Origin of the sequence: Pontibacillus yanchengensis Y32 (assembly GCF_000770635.1) — a bacterium.
Lineage (GTDB): Bacteria > Bacillota > Bacilli > Bacillales > BH030062 > Pontibacillus > Pontibacillus yanchengensis.
The window spans coordinates 14,599-32,509 of the sequence record NZ_AVBF01000013.1; the positions used below are offsets into that span (position 1 = coordinate 14,599).

Genomic DNA, 17,911 nt, shown 5'->3' on the forward strand with positions numbered 1-17,911 from the left:
ACTAGATCCTCGCAGTCTGCTCAGCAGCATCTAGCAAATGGTTGACGAAATGGTTCATATGAGCAAACCGTTGATCATTCGTTTGTCCATTTTTATAGCGATAGTAGATTTGCTGAACAATCCCAGCTAACTTAAAGTAGGCAAAGGTTAAATAGAAGTCCATATGTTGAACATCTCGTCCAGATTTCGTGGCATATCGTTGTATAAACTCCTCACGGGAATAAAATCCATCCTCTACCGTTAAAGGTGGCTTGCCAAGTCCCTGTTTTAACTCTTCAGGATCATCAGCTTCTATCCAATAAGTCATAGCAACCGCGAGATCTGCCATTGGGTCCCCTATCGTTGTCATCTCCCAATCAAATAAACCAACCATTTTGGAATAATCATCTTCTGCAAACATCGCATTGTTTAATTTATAGTCGTAATGGATAACCGTTGCATCTGTTGAGCTGGGAATATGCTTCACTAGCCATTGTTTCACTCTATCTCCACTCTTCACGTCATCTGTTAGTGCTCGGTCGAACCGTTTAATCCAGCCGTTTACCTGACGTTCCATAAATCCATCTGGTTTGCCCATTTCCTCAAGAGCCGTACCACTATAATCAATAGAGTGGAGCTTCACTAGCTGATCAACCATCGTTTCAGAAACCGACTTTCCTAATGAAACTTTATCTTTTACATTTTCCGGCCATTCCGTATCCAGGACAACGCCGTGTCGACGTTCCATAATGAAAAATGGTGCACCTAGAATGGAATCATCTCCAAGTAATATAGGTTTAGGTGCAACATCGAACTTATCATGAAGCGCTTTCAAAATACGATGTTCTCGTTCCATATCATGCGCTTTAGGTGCTACTGGCCCTAATGGTGGTCTTCTTAGTACCCCTTCCCAATTACCTATCTTAAGCTCATAGGTCAAATTAGAATGCCCAGCTCCAAACTGACGTACCTCGAGTGGCGAGGAATCAAGAAATGGTAACTGTTCTTTTATATACTTCTCAAGCAAGTTTCTATCAACTTCTTCCCCTTGTCTCACAGGTATAGTGTCCTGCATTTCTTATCATCACTCCTCTACACATTCACTAAATAGTGTTCTAGATTGGCACGAACTTCATCCGATAATGCCTCACTTGCTTGCTTATCAAAATTAAAGCAAACAATGGTGGACTCCCCTTTAGCAATGAGGTTTCCTGTGTCTTTATCCAAGATATTCTGGTCTAATTGGAAACTACTATTTCCAATACGGGAGATCATGCTTTCAATCATAAGGGTTTGATGGAAAAATGCCTGACTCACAAAGTCACATTTTGTAGAAGCCAACACGTAATTCCACTTCTCGCCAATCACGGCAGCATCATAAAAGAACTGAATCCGCGCATCTTCCAAATAGACAAAGTAGTTTTTATTATTTACATGACCTAACATATCCGTTTCACAAAAACGAACTACCACTTCATGCTTATGCATACACTATCTCCTTACTATGAATGTATTTTTCCAGATTCATCATACTGAAAAAATCCTTTTCCTGTCTTACGCCCAAGTTCTCCTGCTTCCATTTTTTCCAACATGGTTGTAGAAGGCTTATCTTCCACGTTCCCAGTTTCTTCATAATGCTGTTGCATAACATAACAACAAACATCAATGCCTGATAAGTCCATTAGCTCAAACGGCCCTAGCGGATGCCCTAATGCTTTCTTTGTTATTACGTCGATATCTTCAAAATCAGCGTAACCATTCTCATATAAACTAATTGCTTCTCTTTGAAGAGCAAATAATAATCGATTCGCTATAAAGCCAGATATCTCCTTATTCAATTGAACAGCAGTACGATTCATTTGCTCGCTTACTTCCATCACAATCGACGCAGTTTCTTCTGAGGTATGATCGCCTTTTACAACCTCAATACAGTCCATTACAAGTGGTGGAAAGAAGAAATGCATGTTACATATTTTTTCTGGACGGTTTGTCACATCTGCAATCAATGAACTTACAATCGTTGAGCTATTGGTAGCTAAAATGGCATGACTAGGCGTAATCTCATCAAGTTTTGCAAACACTTCTCGTTTCACGGCAAGCTTCTCCACAACCGCTTCAATGACAAAATCAGCTTGATTCCCCGCCTCTTCCAAGCTAGGTGTGAAGGATAAACGACTAAAAGCTGCATCCTTGTCTTCCTCGGAAATTTTTCCTTTTGTCACCCACTTGGTCATAATTCCTTCTAGTGTTTCTTTAGCCTTCTCTAACGAGGCTTCATTGATATCTTGAAGGTACGTTTGATACCCTCCCAAAGCACTTAGCATTGCAATTTGATGCCCCATACTCCCAGCTCCAACAACAGCTACATTTCGTATAGTACTCACCAGGTTACTCCTCCTATTTTTCCATTTTGATTCCTTCAAATATCATCGTCATATAAATGTCCGTTAACTCTTCCTCCGTGACTTCCCCATCAGGCTCATACCAAAAGTAACTCCAATTGGCTACGCCTAGAACAGCAAATGAAAGCATATCTGTCCTTAAATCTTTACGAAATTCCCCTGTTTCCATCCCTTGTTCGATAACGTCTTGAACATTCCGTTGAAACTGGTCGCGTTTTGGTAAGACTTTGGCTAAATGCTCATCACTTAAATGCCGCATCTCTCGAAAAAACACCCGAGCACTTTGAGCACCGGATTTTATATTACGAATGATCATACCGACGATGTCATAAAGCTTTTCCTGATTGGATGTTGTTGTATTATTCAGGATTGTTTCCTGCTGCTCTAATAAGCCATCGATAAATCTCAAATGAATATGCATCAGCACGTCTACTTTATTTGTGAAATAATAGTAATAAGTTCCTTTCGTCACCCCTAATGCGTTCGTGATATCTTGTATGGATGTTTCTCGAAATCCTCGTTCTCCAAAAAGTGAAATGCTTGTATTGATGATTTTTTCTCTCATGGCGAAAATCCCTCTCGTTTGTTGTATTAAGCGTGTGCGTGCATGCCACCATCCACCGTGAGTATATCTCCTGTAACATAATCCGAAGCTTTCGATGCCAAGAATAAGGCTGCTCCTTTTAGATCTTCTTCACTTCCAAATCGATTTAATGGCGTTCTGTCTAGAATATAATCTCCTCCTTGCTCCAGAACACCTTTAGACATTTTGGTTGGGAAAAAACCTGGTGCAATAGCGTTCACGTTCACACCATATGGCCCCCATTTCACCGCTAAATCTTTTGTTAGCGTAATGAGTGCACCCTTACTGGCATTGTAACCAACCGTATCCATGAAGCGTGGATCTACACCACCTAAACCAGCTACGGAAGAAATATTGATAATCTTACCTGATTTTTGTTCAACCATTTCCTTCCCTACAGCTTGTGCCATTAAAAACGTACCTGTCGTATTAACGTTCATCACTTTTTGCCATGCTTCTAGGGGCATTTCTAAAGAAGGAGCTCCCCATGTGGCACCGCTATTATTGACTAGTATATCAATGGACCCAAACATCTCTTTCGCTTTCGTTACCACTTGGTTTATGTCTTCAGGATTGGTTACATCGCATTCTAAAGCTAACGTTTCGATCTTATACTCTTCTTTTAGTCGCAACGCTACTGCCTCACAGGCATCTTTCTTCCTGGAACATAAGACAAGATTTGCTCCTGCTTCCGCAAACCCTTCTGAAATTTGTTCACCGAGTCCTCTTCCCCCACCAGTTACAATAGCTGTTTTTCCAGTTAAATCGAATAACTGTTTCACGCTCATTTTGGTATTTCCTCCTTTTGGTGTTTCGCTAATTCTAACTTGGCCACTTGTCGCCTATGAACCTCATCAGGACCATCCGCTAACCGCAGCGTTCTTGAGTTGGCCCATTGGGCTGCTAATGTAAAATCCTCACTAACACCCGCCGCACCATGAGCTTGAATAGCACGGTCGATGACGTTTAAAGCAATATTTGGTGCTACGACTTTGATCATGGCAATTTCTGATTTTGCCTGCTTATTTCCGACTGTGTCCATCATGTAGGCAGCTTTAAGTGTTAATAGCCTTGCTTGCTCTATTTCAATACGGGAATCAGCAATCCACTCCCTCACCACTCCTTGTTCTGCTAACGGCTGGTGAAAGGCCACTCGATTCTGTACACGCTTACATAAATCATCAAGTGCTCTCTCTGCAGCACCAATCAACCTCATGCAATGATGTATCCTGCCGGGGCCAAGTCGCCCTTGAGCAATTTCAAATCCTCTTCCCTCTCCCAAAATAATATTGTCTGCTGGTACACGGACGTTCTCAAAATCAATTTCTGCATGACCATGAGGAGCATGGTCATACCCATAAACAGGCAACATTCGGTTGATACTAACTCCAGGTGTATCAAGTGGTACTAGAATCATAGATTGTTGTTTATGACGAGGGGCTTCTGGATCTGTCTTTCCCATGAAAATAGCCACCTTGCATCTAGGGTCTCCTGCCCCTGATGACCACCATTTACGACCATTAAGAATATACTCATCCCCATCACGTTCAATCCGCGCCTCAATATTGGTCGCATCAGACGAAGCAACATCCGGCTCTGTCATCGAAAAGCAAGAACGAATATCTCCTTCTAAAAGTGGTTCAAGCCATTGCTTCTTTTGCTCTTCCGTTCCATAGCGTTCCAGTACTTCCATATTTCCTGTATCTGGTGCATTACAGTTGAATACTTCTGGACCAATCAAACTTCGTCCCATCTCTTCACAAAGAGGAGCATATTCTAAATTCGTTAACCCTGCACCATAAGTACTATTGGGTAGGAATAAATTCCATTGTCCTTCCGCTTTCGCTTTCGTTTTCAACTCTTCTATAATCGGAGGGACGTCTGAGAAACGTGACTCTTGCTCCTGCAACTGTTGTTCATAAACACTCTCATTTGGATATACGTATTCATTCATAAAAGCTCGAATTTGGTCTATGTAGGCATTGACTTTATCGGAGTAATCGAAATGCATAAGGTTCCCCCTTTTTCAATCACATACTAACCAGTTAGTATGTTAGGTTTATTGTACGTTTATTATTCTGAAAATTCAAGTATTTACCTTATGACTATATTCAAATTCTGTATAAAAAAACGAGTATTCCAAGATAACAGGAATACTCGTTTTAGTCTTAGGTCACCATTTCCATGTTTGAAGCTTAATGAGATTAATTTCTAAGAATCTATCATGCACGTCATGTGAGCTAAAATCAATTTGGCTCCTTTGTGCGCAAATGCTCTTTATATAAAGAAATTTTCCGTTCCAGCATTTCATCTGTCGTTTTCAGATTGTGAATCTGTTCTTGAATAGAACGTTGATGGTCCTCTAATAACTGAAGACGTTGTAAGGAAGTATGTTCTCCTTCTAAATATAAGTTCGCATATTCTTTGATTTGAGTAATGGGCATTTGCGTTTCACGAAGTTTTTTTACAAAGGTAAGCCAATTGACATGAGCTTCCGTAAAATAGCGATTTCCATTTTTGTTCCGGTCCGGTTCGATAATTCCTTCTCTTTCATAATACCGTAATGTGTGTGGCTTTATATCCAGTTGTTCAGCTACTTCACTGATACTATACATCTTATCTCCCCCCCTAGTCTTGTACTATTAGTTTCGACTAGCATTTTAGTCAGTTAACATATCGAATTACATAGTTAAGAACAAAAAAGTTGCCTTAAAGTAAACTTTAACCTTTATGATTTAAGCGTAACATACTATAAATCATTTGGAGGAATTGTCATGAAGTACACGGTCATTACTGGAGCAAGTTCAGGAATAGGATACGAAACAGCCCTAGCATTCGCCTCCCGCGGTAAAAACGTTATTATTGTAGCAAGAAGAGAGGACAAACTAGAAGCATTGAAAACAGAAATTCACAGTATGAATGCGGAGCTCGATGTTGTCATTCAATCAGTGGATTTGGCTAAGAATGAAAATGTGTATGAATTATATGAAAACCTAAAAGCATACGACATCGAAACCTGGGTGAACAACGCTGGGTTCGGTAACTTTGATGCTGTTTCTGAACATGATTTAAATAAAATCGAGACGATGCTTCGTTTAAATAATGAAGCACTAACGATCCTATCATCCCTTTATGCACGCGATTACTCCCAAAAGGAAGGCACTCAATTGATCAATGTCTCCTCAGGTGGAGGATATACCATTGTGGCTAATGCTGTTACCTATTGTGCCACTAAATTTTTCGTTAGTGCTTTTACAGAAGGGCTTGCACAGGAATTACAAGGGCAAGGAGCAAAGATGCAAGCAAAAGTATTGGCTCCAGCAGCAACCGAATCTGAGTTTGCCAAACATGCTCTAGATGTAAATGAATTTAATTACGATGAAGCGATTCCACAGTATCATACTTCTAAGGAAATGGCTCAATTTATGTTAGACCTTTACGACAGTGACAAAATAGTAGGTATTGTTGATGGCAATACGTATGAATTTGAGCTTAGAGACCCTATTTATCCATACGTGGCTCGTAGTACAAACGACTAAACACACGTTGTTATTGATAAGATTTATTATGGAGAATATAATACGTAAAAAAGCAGACCTAACGTCTGCTTTTTTACCTACTCAAATAAATGGTGAAACAAACGTTCTTTATCCTCAAAGAATTGTTTCATGACTTGATAATGGTCTGTTTCTGCCAACTGCACATCCTTCATTCCTTCTTCAGTAAGCTGTACAATCTTAGCGCTAGGATAAGCCATGAGTAAAGGAGAATGTGTCGAAATGATAAATTGAGAGCCTTGTTCAACAAGTTCATGTATTCTAGAGAGCATGGATAATTGCCGAGTTGGCGAAAGCGCTGCTTCTGGTTCATCTAATATATACAGACCATTGCCTTGAAAACGACTCATGAATGCAGCAAAAAAGGATTCTCCATGAGATTGCTGATGCAAGGACTTTCCACCGTAAGAATCGATAATTTTACTTCCCCCAGGTTCCGCATCCAATTCTTCAATATTTGTTGCTAAGTTGTAGTACGTTTCCGCTCGAAGAAAGAATCCATCCTTTGGTTTATAGACACCTCTTGCAAGCCGTAAATACTGATCTAAATCTGAATGAGAATCATAATTAGAAAAATGGAAGTTCCTAGTCCCACCTTCAGGGTTAAACCCTAGCAGAATCGCTATGCCTTCCAAGAGTGTAGATTTTCCCATCCCATTTTCACCTACGATATATGTAACATTTGGATGAAATACAACCTCGCGAAACTTTTGAATAACAGGAAGATTTAATGGAAAATGATGAAACGATGTAATCTTTTCATGTTTAAGATTTAATGTCTTCACATAACGTGTATCTTGAGTTAATTTCATCTCCTTCACACCTCTGAAATAAGATAACTACTATATCCTATACTATACCTTCTTTCTTTCCATATTGCAGCAATGCTTCATAAGGGTCCCCTTCTAGCTCTAATACCTTACAAAAAGCTGGCTCTGTTTTGTACCCCTTGTTTTTCAAATCAATCACTTGAGCACGTATATGAGGGGCTTTCTCCATAATATAATGTTCAATGACCATATGTTGAAAAGCAGGCTGGAGGGATGAGGGTACAGATTGACCAAATAATTCAAACTCAAAGCCTTCCCAAAAGAAGTTCACTTTAATAGTATCAATCCCCTTTACAGTTATACGCTTAGCTCTGTAACCTGTCTCATTTTTATATAGATGTGCAACCTTTTGTTTAAAAAGCTCAAAATCCTCAACTTCACAAACAATATCAAGGTCCGAATCTTCTACATCAATCCCGAGTGGAATCGTCCCACAAATAATTGGGTTAAACGCAGACAAATCGCTTAGTATTCCTAGCTTACAAATAGCAGCATAGGCTTTCTTTTGTTTCTCATTCCCGGCTTGTAATGCCTTCAATGAATTAAACTGCATAAGAAGATAATCCCCTATCGTAAAAAGATAACTCATTTAAGCCTATCATCGCACCAGTTAGTAAGATTCTATGGTTGCTTGAATCACAAATCGATGCTGCTCCACATCCTTGAAGTAAAAATTTTTCTCCCATTATATGAACATCTTATAACTGAAAAGCATTTTTTATCTTTTTAGCTACTTCATTCGGAGATAGATTGGTATTATCTATTCTCACATAATGGTCTTTTTTAATTTCATCTTGATTAGAATTCAATCGATGTTCTTGCATAGTTGTTTTTAAATTATACTCTGATTGTTCAATATCCCGTTTCGTAGGTTTATGTTCCAGACGATGTGGGTGCTTGTTTCGTGTTAACCGTTCATCTAGCTCCGCTTCTAATTCAACAAAGCACACCGTTCCACCTCGTGACTCAAACGTCTCACATACATTCTGAACAAAATCCCAATCAGCTTGTTGATCGAATGCCCAAACATACGTGAAGATTAGCCCATACATATCACTGTTTGCTACGGACGTAAAAATTTCTCGGCGAAACAAATCAGAAAGTCTCCACATCTCTTCTTCAAATCCGAAAAAGGTATGAAGCAAATCAATCGTCATATGATTATGAAATAATTTCAGATCGGTTATTTTTTCTAATTCTTGTCCAACTGACATCTTCCCTACTGCCTGAGGACCAAAGATAAGTACAAACTTCATATTATATTACCTCGCTGTCTCAAGATAGATTAGTACATTATTAGTTAGATACAGTACGGTAAAAGAATTTCTCAACTCTGAGTAGTTTTAGTAGTCCAAACCCAATTATTGTTCCCACTCCATTTAATAAAAGGTCATCAACATCGAAGGAACGCATATAAAGAGGTATCTGTATCGTCTCTATTATAAGTGATACACCTACTCCAAAAAGAATTACTTTCCCGAAGGATGATAACCATCGGTATTTTAATGAAACAATGAACCCTAATGGAATAAATAATAAGATATTGCCACCTATATTTCGTAATGGTACAAGATAATAGGAATGTGATAATTGCTGTTGGATGCTGGCAAAGGGTACTAGGTTAATATTTGGAGAGATACTCGTCATACTTCCAATAGCTAAGGGAAACATTGTCTTAGATATAATAAACATAATACTTACAAAAAACAACGTATCCACACATGCTTCTTTGTAGTTGATCTCTCCACCTTTTCTAAAAAATTGAATGAGCTTCACTAAAATCCATACTAATGTAATCAAGATCCCTGGTAGTAAAAAGTTAATTCTCATAACGTTTCACCTCTTATGTAAGTTATAAATATAAACCAAAATATACCAGAACGAAAGAAGACCGTAAAGATGTAAAAAGGGTTTTGGTTTTGTAGAATACTTAGCTCTGTGTTATTAATAAAAAAGGACCACCCTGTCTCTCCAGGATGATCCTTCAATAATTTAAACTTTTATGTGCTACTTCACGATATACATCATACCCTTGCCGTTCATAAAACTGTTTCGCTTCTTTATTGTCACACCAATAATCCAATTCTATTAAGGGAACACCCAATGACTTGCCGTAGTCTTCAATCTCTCGCATTAAACTTGCCCCATATCCATTTCCTTTTTGGTGCTCGTCAATTCCAATTTGATGTACATATATAGCTCGATAACCTTTTTTGAATATGCTCTCTGGATAATCTTTTAGCTCAAACCATGCATAACCAATAGGGTCATCCCCATCATACATCAATAAAAAAGTATGATTTTCTTTATTCATCATATTTTCAAAAAACTTTCTCATCTTATGATAATCAAATGGCTTAAAGAAGTTAGGATATAACTGGTAATGTAAATGATGAACGGACTTATTTAATTTGGCAATTAAGTCACTATTACGGGTTTCTCGAATTTGCATACCTTCACCCTCATTCGTCATATTGAACTACCCATATGTCTTTTGATGCGCTTTTTTCTTCCTTAGGTACTCCTCATCTGCTCGAATCTGCTTCCACTTTTCTTCAAAAATACGTGCAGATTCCGCTTTTTGTTCGTCTATTTGTCGTTCATGAATATTCCCATTCTCATCATACTTTTTACCGCCTTTATAATTTGCATATCTACGCGATCTTGTATAACCCATTTGTATAAACTTTCTCGCCATATCCATCCCAACGAAGTCATCATTCGCTTTGTAGTCTTCAAACATTTGATAAATCTGCTCAGCCGATTCTCTGGCTATGTCTGGGGTCTTAAATCTCCAGAAAGGTAACAATTCACTTTTATATGGCTCTACTAACAGTACTCCCTGTTCGCCACGTCCAACTCTATAATTTTCAGGATGTTGCCTAAAATCAGTATTGTCAAAATCTACATCATAATCAAAGCTCATAGCATATCCTCCTTATCATCTAATTCTTCCCTTGCTTAAAAGAAAGATAAACTAATTGATTCGCTATGAACAGTTCTGGTGGAAATGGAGCAAAGAACTATTATTACAACCTGACACTATATAGCCCTACAAAAATATGGGCTCACCCGATTAGGATGAGCCCTGTATATTTAGGGAATTTCCACTTAGAAATCTGCTGCGTTTGCAACCAATTTCTTATGAGCTTTCATCTGGATAGGTGTCTTCACTTGGCCTTTCTCCTCTTCTAAGCTCACGGATAGAAAGTCCAAAATCCATTTGCAAATGGGGATAGTCCTTAAAAGAAGGCCAATCTCCACCCCATTCAAACCCTAAATCTTTCGCTATATGAGCTACTTCCATCCAATCAGCTTTTCCATTTCCATTCCCGTCTCGTTCAATGTCCCAGACCACTTCGCCATTATCCAGTTTCAACGCGTAGTCTATTGCAAGGCCATAGTTGTGATAGGATTCTCCCCCACGTGCATGAGTGACGATGTCTCCTTTGTCAGAACGTCCTTGGGCGTATAGTTCGTTTTGTTCTTTCTTAGATCGTATTCCGTCTGTGATGACGATATCGATACCCTTCTCTTGGGCTAATTGTTTTAATTTTTCTTTTGCACTCTCTACTTTAGGATGAAGCTTTGTAGGGAGAGGGACATCTTCTTTCACCTCTTCTTCATCCTCTATAAAAGTGACTGTAGAAGAAGAGTTTTTCTCTAATTCAGGTACCAAGACCAAGAAAATGACAACAACTCCTACAATAAATAAGAGAAATGCTAATAGATTTGATAGTATTCTCAAAGGTGTAGACCCTTTCAAATTAAGATTCTTGTTAATCATAGAGTATCATATGACTAGTTACATAGAAATTAATTTGAATGGTATGCAGCACACTCAGTTAACTAGACTATTTCTTCTATTCCTTCATCCCTATACCAACCACTTGATCTGAAAACAACACCATCTCATTTAGTTTTGTCTGTTGTTCTTGATTAGAAAGCGGCGTTATCACGGCTTCTTTTGTATAAATAGGTACGACTGTATTTAAATTTTGATTTTTTTTACAAATTATTTTATAATTCCACTTAAATCTAGTTCGAGAGGTGAATATAATTGAAACCATTGTGGTTAATATCCTTGGGCATTATTGCTGTAGTCACTGGCTTTATAGGTTTTTTTGCAGGAATAGAAAAATACGGAATTAACGAAGCTCCCACTTGGATGTCAGTTACTGCAGTATTTATAGTTGGGATGCAAATTATTCAAGAAGGATATAAGAGAAAAAAAGAATAAAGAATTGGCCTTATTGTTTTGGAATAGATGATCTACGAACCTTCTAAAATAACGTTTTTTATATTCTCCTGAATCATGACTACTTCTGTTTTCAAATCCTTATGTTTGTAGCTAGAATCTATACACTCTTCCCAATATTCTATATGTAAACGATCTATATCATGCTCAGAGTCTTCTACATCTGATCCACCTTCACCTTGGACAGAATACCAGTACAAAAACTCCTCTCCGTTCAAACACTCACGAAAAATAGTTTCTACATGCATTTTCTCATCCCCTAGTGTAAGAAGGACCTCCCCCATGCGATCATGCAAAAGTTTCATCCATTCATCCACTTTATGTGATTTCCCTTCTTTGACCTTAAATCTAGTAAGTTCAACCTTCATAGCACTTCCACCTTCACTCTAAATTTTCACCTTTAATAAGCTTTGCTAGCCATCATGACTTTACTGCTAGATATTCTCCATAAACTCCTTCACTATTTGATTATATAGCCAAGGCTTATCCATATTTGCAGTGTGACCAGCACCAGGTAATAGTCCTACCTCCATGTCTGGATTGCACTTATGCATGTAGGAAGTTGCAGAAATTTCATGCTGCTCGTTACTCCCATTTATTAATAAGGTTGGCACTGATAAAGATTTTATCTTCTCCTCTGAAACAGATGGATAGTTGTAGGTCATCGTATGTAAAACCCGTTCTAATGTAGTAAACCATTGATCTCCATGTATTTCCTCAAAATAAGATGCGATTTCCCTGTCATGTTCTTTGATGTTCATAAAGTATTCATACTGTTTATTCATGACCTCTTCAAGAGACTCGGTTATGTAAGGAGAATATCCTGTTAATATAATCCCGTTCACTAAAAATGGTTGTCGTAAAGCAGTATGGATAGCAATCGATGCACCTAAAGATAAACCTAATATATATCCGGAACCATGAGTGTTGATATACTCAGTGAACCATTCGACTACATACTCGAAATACTCCTTATTATCAAGATGATGGTGATCATTGGTTCCGTGGCCAGGTAAATCTATAGCTTCTACATGATAGGTTTGGTTGAAGTATTCTATTTGATCAGAAAAATGCAGTTCCCCAGTCCCCATAAATCCATGAAGCATATATATTTTTTCAGTCATTTCTCTTCCTCCAACGTTGATAGTGTACTATTTTCTAGAAATAGTAAGACGTACATCCTTAAGAAATGCCTGATTTGTTGGCAAAATGGGCTCAGGAAGTTCGTTTATATTAAAAAAACCAACTTGTTCACTTTCCACATCATCAGCTAATGGGACTCCCGTGTAAGAAGAGGATGTAAATACGACATTCACAAAGTAAACCTCATCTCCATTTGGGTAGATATGATGTTGTTGCTCACCTGAATAAACATTAAATAATTCCATATTATGAATGTGAAGTTTCGTTTCTTCATACACTTCCCTAATGGCCGCTTCTTCAACACGCTTTCCCATCTCGACAATCCCACCAGGAATGCACCAGTGCTTATCTTCTTTACGCTTCATTAATAAAATTTCTTTCTTCTCATTTAGTACCATAACCCCAGCAGCACCGAGCTGTAATGGTCTAGTGCCTACTAACTTTCGTAATTCCTTTATATCGTTCACTAAGGTCCCTCCCCTAAGAAAAGATAGTTACCTACCTTTTCACTCCATTGTTTGTTACTTCACTTTCGCATACACACAAGTATCCGATAGCGTTGTGCCATCTACGGAGAGATCATCATTTCGTAACACCCCTTCAAGTGTGTACCCTAACCTTTCAGGAACCGCTCGACTCTTCATATTTTCATAGTCACATAGAATGGCAACCCTTCTACAACCAAGGTCATTAAGAGCAAATTCAGTTAGCTTTCCAACAGCTTCAGTTATGTAGCCATTCCCACTCATTTTGCTATGTATCCAGTAACCTATTTCTAGCTTAGGAACGTTCCAGTCTATATGATGAAAACCTGTAGAAGCTACGAATTCTCCAGTCTCTTTTAGAAATACTAAATATCGCAAATGCTCACGCTTTAAGAATTTTATATGTGCCTCTCTGGTATTTACCTCTGTATCCTCAACGGTGGGTGCGGGATTTGCAAATCCCATCCATGGTTGCAACTCTTGCAGTGATGCTCGAATTGCCTCGTTTACAACTTGCCCATCACCAGGATTGGGCATGCGTAACTTTAACCGATCTGTTTCCAGTTCCGTAGGGATGTCTTTTAATATAGGGTTCATCTCCATAACCTCTCTTCTTTCATTTGCTAAGATGAAATTAATTCTCCTCATCCAGTAACACGAATCCAACCACCATCCTGTAAAAAATCATTTCGTGTTAAGGTTTGGTTGGTTAGTAGATGCCGATAGGAGGTAATTGTCCCATCATGTGATACCACATGTATTCTTTGTTGCGGATGTTGTTTGCACCATTCTATGAAATTCTCGGCTAGTTCTCTAAATTCCTTTTCAGGTAACGTATTTATACCATTCTTCCAAAGATCTGTTAATTCATCTGTTACGAACTCAAAGTCTGGAAACTCCTTTTTAATTTCCTCAGGAGATTTCACCCTATCACATGGAAGTGTACTCCACTCAGATTTTTGTGGAAACATTCTAGGAGCAACTAAGGGATGGACAATTTTTTTACAGGCTACATTTTCACATAGTATGGATGAGGTTTGTAATGTTCGTGTAGTCGGGCTAGCAACAACAACATCATCCGCTGTGATAGGAAGATGTTGACGCAGAAGATTAACTTGATTGATTCCCTCCACAGTCAGAGAAGGATCGACCCTTTGTAAACTATTAGGTAGATTCTCTGTATGCTCACCTTTACCATGTCGAATAAAAATAAACTCCATCTAATACCACCTTTATTTGAATTCATGTTACGTAGACTTAGAAGATTTTTCAAGTAAAATAGATGGCTGTCCACCTTTAGATGTAAATGCTTTTGTTTGGCTAAAAAAACCCAATACAATTAGCAAGGATACGACAATAAATAGATTTCCACCTCCTAGTACCGACAGTAATCCGCTTCCTATTAAAGGTCCTATAGATCTTGAGATATCCCAGTGCAGACCAAATAATGCAAAATATCTTCCTTTATGGTGTACAGGTGCAATCTCGCTTACCACTCGTTGCATATGATTAAGCACCACAATTGACCCCAAACAAAAGAGTACTTGTGATACAATAAAGCCTATTATATGTTGAAAGACTCCAAACCCGATAGCCGAAAATGCATACAGTCCATAACCAACTTGAACCATAAATGATGCTGAGAAACTAGATGTACGGTTAATAAGATAGACTTCAAATACGATAAAGATAATAGTTCCGATTGTCTCAAGTAAGGAAAACACAACTAGATAGTTAACGAGATTCTCTTGTAAGTACACTGGCCAATTGGTTTCCATTTGCGCATGAAAAAAACTAAGTGGCAACATACCAACAGCGAACCAAAAAAGCAATTTGTGATTCTTTAACTTGAATTTAATATGGTGGGATTTTTCCATCGTAGCTGGATTGGATTCCGGTAAAAAGGCGATGGCAATTAGTAAATACACTAGTATCAAACCTGCCATCATAAGAAAAAGCAACTCCTGATTATATTCGAACAACACCGCTCCGACTATAGGTCCACCCAATGCCCCTATACTCGAAGCTGTATTTACTATAGCGAAGGTTTCTGCTTGCTTTGTTACTGGGATAATGTCAGCGATTTGGGCTCTTGCTGCTGGAATGTACACAAACCGCCCGATTCCATTTAAGAAAGCAAATAACGCAAATAACCATATATGCTCGGCAAATGCAAAGCCACCGATAGCGATGATTTGAAATACCAGCGATACGAGGATAATAGGTCTTCTCCCAATACGATCGATCCAACCACCTAATAGAAAGGTAAATAAAATTTCGGTTAAAGGCTGAATACCAATAATCAGTGTAGCTATTACTATATTCTCCTCAAATTGCCCATACAAATACAACGTTAAAAAAGGTAGTAATATAATAGATACAAATGAGGTAACAGCATGACCCACGGCTTGTATCCAAACAATACGATGGAAGTTTTTAAAGTAACTAATCATCAAGAATCCTCCTGTTCTTATTTCGAGTAAGAACAGTTTACATAAGAATGGATACTATAACTCGTTACATCTTGCTTATTATTGAGCAAATCTTGCTAAGGAGGTATGAAGCATGGAAATGAAATTAGATCTTGAACACACTGGCGTATTACTTTTCGACCTCCAAATAGGAGAAGCAGATGAGACTCATACCCATGATTATTTTCAACTGAGTGTTCCTATGTCTGGAAACTTGCTAACCTATCATAATCATAAAGAACTAAAATTAGAGAACAACCAATCTTTACTAGTACCTCCTGGAGATATACACCAGCATGAGGCTTATCAAAATCAGAAAAGGATTATGCTAATTAGTTTTAATGAAGATATCGTTCAAAAAGTTTATGAAGATCGAACAGGAGATAAGCTTCACTCCATTGACTTCTCCCCTATACAACATGTGTCAACTAACCTTGTTCACAAAGCAAAATCACTTATCCAATCCGCTTCTTTCCATGGGGTTGAAGAAGCAATGAACTTAGAAGAAGAGTTCACTTCAGCCATATTAGATCACTCTATGGGTTCGCATTCACAAGGATGGCATCGTAATGATCAACTACATTACACGAACGAACCTCATATCGTTCATAGGTTAATAGAATTTATACATGACCAATACTATAATCAACTTTCATTAGAAGTGATGGCCATGCACATGAACATGAGTAAGTATCATCTTCATCGCACATTTACGAAGCATATGGGTGTAACCCCAGTGAACTACCTGCATCAAATCCGTTTAAAAACAGCTGTATCTTTACTACTTCAATCCAAATACGACATCACTCAAGCAGCATTTGAAGTAGGATACCGTTCTCTCAGCACATTTAATCGTGCTTTTAAAAACGTTTATCAACAAACACCTAGCCAGTATGTAAAGAATCACCGTTTTAAATAAAATTTAGATAGAGAGAGTATATCTTGTCTTCATATATCTCTTCAAAATAGACAAAAGGGAGTCTGCAATTTTATACCCCCCCTTTTTTAATTCGTATTTACTTGATAACATTTAACAAATACCCTCTTTAACAAATATCTTTATAAGAATAAATTTCAAGAGTTAGTTGCTTCTATTTACTTAGATTTAATCAGCTTAGGTGTGGGAAAGCATAAGTGCAACTCTTCATTTAGGAGGGATTCATACAATGGAGCACCGTATTTCTCATGACAATATGGATGATATTTTAAAGAAATTAGAGGATGATTATATTCAAGTATTGGTTCAAAATGAGAGCACTACAGTGGAAGACTTTATTGAGCAATTCCTCTATGATTCATGGGATTACAACCATCAAAACATGGACTTAATTAAAGCAGTTATGCGACGTTATTCACAAGGAGATGTACATCCTGTTACATTTAGTGGAGCTTTTAAAGAAATGGCAGATCACTTGCAAAAAAATTTAGCTCAACTCGACCATGAGCATAACTATCCTATGCTTCATACAGGTCTTGGGACTACTACCCTTGTCGCCATAATAGATGGAATGGTAGTGCAATACTACACCGGGACTTACTCTATTGAAGATCTAAAGAATAAAACACCACAATTAAAAAGCATGATTCTGAATGCTTTATCCACTCAGGACATGAGGAATCTTTAACAGATGTAGCTTTAGCACGTCTTTTTCAATAATTTACCTCTTTTTATTGAAAACTCACTAAAGGAAAAGTATTTAACTAATGAAATTTTAACACCCGCTACTTATTCGACTCTATCGAACAATGTATGCCTAAAGTAAAAAAGGATCTCCAAAGTTGGTGGTCCTTTTCTACCTTATATAACTTTAAAGTTTATTCAGCTGAAACCCTACATACCTTCTACTTCTCCCAAATCTCTATCCATCTACCTTCTGGATCTTCTATAGAAATAAACGTACCATATTCATTGGTTTCTTTTTCCTTAACTAAAGGTACTCCTAATTCGTTTAAATGGTTCAAACACTCTTCCATATTTTCCACTTGAAAGTTCATCATTACTTGTTGGTCTTTGGGAAAATAATTACTTTCATCTGCAAAGAAGGCAAAAACTGTTTCATTTCCCTTTGCAGGTGAAATAACCGTTCCGTTCCAATCCTCTATATCAATTTTTAATACATCCTTATACCACTTTTTTACCGTATCCATTTCGCTTGTTCTTAAGAAAATCCCTCCAAAACCTTTTATCACACTATTCACCTCT

26 protein-coding genes are annotated in these 17,911 nt (G+C 37.9%); 4 read left to right on the forward strand and 22 right to left on the reverse strand.

What is annotated here, in order from left to right:
• Position 1: 1 nt before the first annotated feature.
• From N782_RS06465 to N782_RS06495, 7 genes are all read right to left on the reverse strand, one after another.
• On the reverse strand, positions 2-1,054 hold the full coding sequence (locus N782_RS06465; protein ID WP_036817617.1) for a phosphotransferase family protein: 1,053 nt from the start codon (positions 1,052-1,054) through the stop codon (positions 2-4).
• A gap of 17 nt (positions 1,055-1,071) precedes the next feature.
• The gene (locus N782_RS06470; protein WP_036817618.1) at positions 1,072-1,467 is read right to left on the reverse strand and encodes an acyl-CoA thioesterase; all 396 of its coding nucleotides are present in this window, start codon (positions 1,465-1,467) and stop codon (positions 1,072-1,074) included.
• Positions 1,468-1,481: 14 nt separating this feature from the next.
• Positions 1,482-2,363: a 3-hydroxyacyl-CoA dehydrogenase family protein gene (locus N782_RS06475; RefSeq protein WP_420805581.1), complete on the reverse strand. Its 882-nt coding sequence runs from the start codon at positions 2,361-2,363 to the stop codon at positions 1,482-1,484.
• Positions 2,364-2,376: 13 nt separating this feature from the next.
• Positions 2,377-2,946, reverse strand: coding sequence for a TetR/AcrR family transcriptional regulator (locus N782_RS06480; RefSeq protein ID WP_036817620.1), 570 nt, complete (start codon positions 2,944-2,946; stop codon positions 2,377-2,379).
• A gap of 26 nt (positions 2,947-2,972) precedes the next feature.
• Complete coding sequence (locus tag N782_RS06485; RefSeq protein WP_036817622.1) at positions 2,973-3,752, reverse strand: SDR family oxidoreductase; 780 nt, start codon at positions 3,750-3,752, stop codon at positions 2,973-2,975.
• The gene (locus N782_RS06490; RefSeq protein WP_036817624.1) at positions 3,749-4,975 is read right to left on the reverse strand and encodes an acyl-CoA dehydrogenase; all 1,227 of its coding nucleotides are present in this window, start codon (positions 4,973-4,975) and stop codon (positions 3,749-3,751) included. The genes N782_RS06485 and N782_RS06490 overlap by 4 nt, the downstream gene beginning before the upstream one ends.
• A gap of 235 nt (positions 4,976-5,210) precedes the next feature.
• Positions 5,211-5,579 (reverse strand): MerR family transcriptional regulator, encoded by a 369-nt coding sequence (locus tag N782_RS06495; protein WP_036817626.1) that lies wholly within the window; start codon positions 5,577-5,579, stop codon positions 5,211-5,213.
• Positions 5,580-5,738: 159 nt separating this feature from the next.
• Between N782_RS06495 and N782_RS06500 the strand changes: the two genes are divergently transcribed.
• Positions 5,739-6,503, forward strand: a complete 765-nt coding sequence (locus tag N782_RS06500) for an SDR family NAD(P)-dependent oxidoreductase (protein WP_036817628.1) — start codon at positions 5,739-5,741, stop codon at positions 6,501-6,503.
• A gap of 77 nt (positions 6,504-6,580) precedes the next feature.
• Here N782_RS06500 and N782_RS06505 read toward each other — a convergent pair whose 3' ends face one another.
• The 8 genes from N782_RS06505 to N782_RS06540 form a co-directional block, all read right to left on the reverse strand.
• Positions 6,581-7,333: an AAA family ATPase gene (locus N782_RS06505; RefSeq protein ID WP_036817631.1), complete on the reverse strand. Its 753-nt coding sequence runs from the start codon at positions 7,331-7,333 to the stop codon at positions 6,581-6,583.
• Positions 7,334-7,370: 37 nt separating this feature from the next.
• Positions 7,371-7,904, reverse strand: a complete 534-nt coding sequence (locus tag N782_RS06510) for a DUF4269 domain-containing protein (protein ID WP_036817633.1) — start codon at positions 7,902-7,904, stop codon at positions 7,371-7,373.
• A gap of 145 nt (positions 7,905-8,049) precedes the next feature.
• Entirely contained in the window at positions 8,050-8,607 is a 558-nt protein-coding gene (locus tag N782_RS06515) for a DEAD/DEAH box helicase family protein (RefSeq protein WP_036817634.1), read from the reverse strand.
• A 40-nt stretch (positions 8,608-8,647) separates the two neighbouring features.
• On the reverse strand, positions 8,648-9,181 hold the full coding sequence (locus tag N782_RS06520) for a VanZ family protein (RefSeq protein WP_036817636.1): 534 nt from the start codon (positions 9,179-9,181) through the stop codon (positions 8,648-8,650).
• A 154-nt stretch (positions 9,182-9,335) separates the two neighbouring features.
• Positions 9,336-9,803 (reverse strand): GNAT family N-acetyltransferase, encoded by a 468-nt coding sequence (locus N782_RS06525; protein WP_036817775.1) that lies wholly within the window; start codon positions 9,801-9,803, stop codon positions 9,336-9,338.
• 27 nt (positions 9,804-9,830) lie between these two features.
• Entirely contained in the window at positions 9,831-10,277 is a 447-nt protein-coding gene (locus N782_RS06530) for a DUF4385 domain-containing protein (RefSeq protein WP_036817639.1), read from the reverse strand.
• Between the two features lie 216 nt (positions 10,278-10,493).
• The gene (locus N782_RS06535; RefSeq protein WP_036817641.1) at positions 10,494-11,099 is read right to left on the reverse strand and encodes a M15 family metallopeptidase; all 606 of its coding nucleotides are present in this window, start codon (positions 11,097-11,099) and stop codon (positions 10,494-10,496) included.
• 115 nt (positions 11,100-11,214) lie between these two features.
• Positions 11,215-11,421, reverse strand: coding sequence for a hypothetical protein (locus N782_RS06540; protein ID WP_036817644.1), 207 nt, complete (start codon positions 11,419-11,421; stop codon positions 11,215-11,217).
• Between the two features lie 14 nt (positions 11,422-11,435).
• Between N782_RS06540 and N782_RS06545 the strand changes: the two genes are divergently transcribed.
• The gene (locus N782_RS06545; RefSeq protein ID WP_237582595.1) at positions 11,436-11,591 is read left to right on the forward strand and encodes a hypothetical protein; all 156 of its coding nucleotides are present in this window, start codon (positions 11,436-11,438) and stop codon (positions 11,589-11,591) included.
• Between the two features lie 32 nt (positions 11,592-11,623).
• Here the strand turns inward: N782_RS06545 and N782_RS06550 are convergent, their stop codons facing one another.
• The 6 genes from N782_RS06550 to N782_RS06575 form a co-directional block, all read right to left on the reverse strand.
• Complete coding sequence (locus N782_RS06550; protein ID WP_036817647.1) at positions 11,624-11,977, reverse strand: DUF6176 family protein; 354 nt, start codon at positions 11,975-11,977, stop codon at positions 11,624-11,626.
• A 66-nt stretch (positions 11,978-12,043) separates the two neighbouring features.
• Positions 12,044-12,733, reverse strand: a complete 690-nt coding sequence (locus N782_RS06555) for an alpha/beta fold hydrolase (protein ID WP_036817649.1) — start codon at positions 12,731-12,733, stop codon at positions 12,044-12,046.
• A 27-nt stretch (positions 12,734-12,760) separates the two neighbouring features.
• A complete protein-coding gene (locus N782_RS06560) occupies positions 12,761-13,219 on the reverse strand; it encodes an NUDIX hydrolase (protein WP_036817651.1) in 459 nt (152 codons plus the stop codon).
• A gap of 54 nt (positions 13,220-13,273) precedes the next feature.
• Positions 13,274-13,834 carry a GNAT family N-acetyltransferase gene (locus tag N782_RS06565; protein WP_036817776.1) on the reverse strand — a complete coding sequence of 187 codons (561 nt, stop codon included), beginning with the start codon at positions 13,832-13,834 and terminating at the stop codon, positions 13,274-13,276.
• Between the two features lie 47 nt (positions 13,835-13,881).
• The gene (locus N782_RS06570) at positions 13,882-14,457 is read right to left on the reverse strand and encodes a histidine phosphatase family protein (RefSeq protein ID WP_036817653.1); all 576 of its coding nucleotides are present in this window, start codon (positions 14,455-14,457) and stop codon (positions 13,882-13,884) included.
• A gap of 27 nt (positions 14,458-14,484) precedes the next feature.
• Positions 14,485-15,690, reverse strand: a complete 1,206-nt coding sequence (locus tag N782_RS06575; protein ID WP_036817656.1) for an MFS transporter — start codon at positions 15,688-15,690, stop codon at positions 14,485-14,487.
• Between the two features lie 112 nt (positions 15,691-15,802).
• Here N782_RS06575 and N782_RS06580 point away from each other — a divergent pair, with 112 nt between their 5' ends.
• Positions 15,803-16,627 carry a helix-turn-helix domain-containing protein gene (locus tag N782_RS06580; RefSeq protein ID WP_036817658.1) on the forward strand — a complete coding sequence of 275 codons (825 nt, stop codon included), beginning with the start codon at positions 15,803-15,805 and terminating at the stop codon, positions 16,625-16,627.
• A 247-nt stretch (positions 16,628-16,874) separates the two neighbouring features.
• Complete coding sequence (locus tag N782_RS06585; protein ID WP_036817660.1) at positions 16,875-17,333, forward strand: hypothetical protein; 459 nt, start codon at positions 16,875-16,877, stop codon at positions 17,331-17,333.
• Between the two features lie 217 nt (positions 17,334-17,550).
• Here N782_RS06585 and N782_RS06590 read toward each other — a convergent pair whose 3' ends face one another.
• On the reverse strand, positions 17,551-17,898 hold the full coding sequence (locus N782_RS06590) for a VOC family protein (protein WP_036817663.1): 348 nt from the start codon (positions 17,896-17,898) through the stop codon (positions 17,551-17,553).
• Positions 17,899-17,911: the final 13 nt, after the last annotated feature.

What these genes read in the sequence shown, in the direction of transcription:
- N782_RS06465 (WP_036817617.1), bottom strand. Translation starts at nt 1,054, where the DNA reads ATGCAGGACACTATACCTGTGAGACAAGGGGAAGAAGTTGATAGAAAC.
- N782_RS06470 (WP_036817618.1), bottom strand. Translation starts at nt 1,467, where the DNA reads ATGCATAAGCATGAAGTGGTAGTTCGTTTTTGTGAAACGGATATGTTA.
- N782_RS06480 (WP_036817620.1), bottom strand. Translation starts at nt 2,946, where the DNA reads ATGAGAGAAAAAATCATCAATACAAGCATTTCACTTTTTGGAGAACGA.
- N782_RS06485 (WP_036817622.1), bottom strand. Translation starts at nt 3,752, where the DNA reads ATGAGCGTGAAACAGTTATTCGATTTAACTGGAAAAACAGCTATTGTA.
- N782_RS06490 (WP_036817624.1), bottom strand. Translation starts at nt 4,975, where the DNA reads ATGCATTTCGATTACTCCGATAAAGTCAATGCCTACATAGACCAAATT.
- N782_RS06495 (WP_036817626.1), bottom strand. Translation starts at nt 5,579, where the DNA reads ATGTATAGTATCAGTGAAGTAGCTGAACAACTGGATATAAAGCCACAC.
- N782_RS06500 (WP_036817628.1), top strand. Translation starts at nt 5,739, where the DNA reads ATGAAGTACACGGTCATTACTGGAGCAAGTTCAGGAATAGGATACGAA.
- N782_RS06505 (WP_036817631.1), bottom strand. Translation starts at nt 7,333, where the DNA reads ATGAAATTAACTCAAGATACACGTTATGTGAAGACATTAAATCTTAAA.
- N782_RS06510 (WP_036817633.1), bottom strand. Translation starts at nt 7,904, where the DNA reads ATGCAGTTTAATTCATTGAAGGCATTACAAGCCGGGAATGAGAAACAA.
- N782_RS06515 (WP_036817634.1), bottom strand. Translation starts at nt 8,607, where the DNA reads ATGAAGTTTGTACTTATCTTTGGTCCTCAGGCAGTAGGGAAGATGTCA.
- N782_RS06520 (WP_036817636.1), bottom strand. Translation starts at nt 9,181, where the DNA reads ATGAGAATTAACTTTTTACTACCAGGGATCTTGATTACATTAGTATGG.
- N782_RS06525 (WP_036817775.1), bottom strand. Translation starts at nt 9,803, where the DNA reads ATGCAAATTCGAGAAACCCGTAATAGTGACTTAATTGCCAAATTAAAT.
- N782_RS06530 (WP_036817639.1), bottom strand. Translation starts at nt 10,277, where the DNA reads ATGAGCTTTGATTATGATGTAGATTTTGACAATACTGATTTTAGGCAA.
- N782_RS06540 (WP_036817644.1), bottom strand. Translation starts at nt 11,421, where the DNA reads ATGGTTTCAATTATATTCACCTCTCGAACTAGATTTAAGTGGAATTAT.
- N782_RS06550 (WP_036817647.1), bottom strand. Translation starts at nt 11,977, where the DNA reads ATGAAGGTTGAACTTACTAGATTTAAGGTCAAAGAAGGGAAATCACAT.
- N782_RS06555 (WP_036817649.1), bottom strand. Translation starts at nt 12,733, where the DNA reads ATGACTGAAAAAATATATATGCTTCATGGATTTATGGGGACTGGGGAA.
- N782_RS06565 (WP_036817776.1), bottom strand. Translation starts at nt 13,834, where the DNA reads ATGAACCCTATATTAAAAGACATCCCTACGGAACTGGAAACAGATCGG.
- N782_RS06570 (WP_036817653.1), bottom strand. Translation starts at nt 14,457, where the DNA reads ATGGAGTTTATTTTTATTCGACATGGTAAAGGTGAGCATACAGAGAAT.
- N782_RS06575 (WP_036817656.1), bottom strand. Translation starts at nt 15,690, where the DNA reads ATGATTAGTTACTTTAAAAACTTCCATCGTATTGTTTGGATACAAGCC.
- N782_RS06580 (WP_036817658.1), top strand. Translation starts at nt 15,803, where the DNA reads ATGGAAATGAAATTAGATCTTGAACACACTGGCGTATTACTTTTCGAC.
- N782_RS06585 (WP_036817660.1), top strand. Translation starts at nt 16,875, where the DNA reads ATGGAGCACCGTATTTCTCATGACAATATGGATGATATTTTAAAGAAA.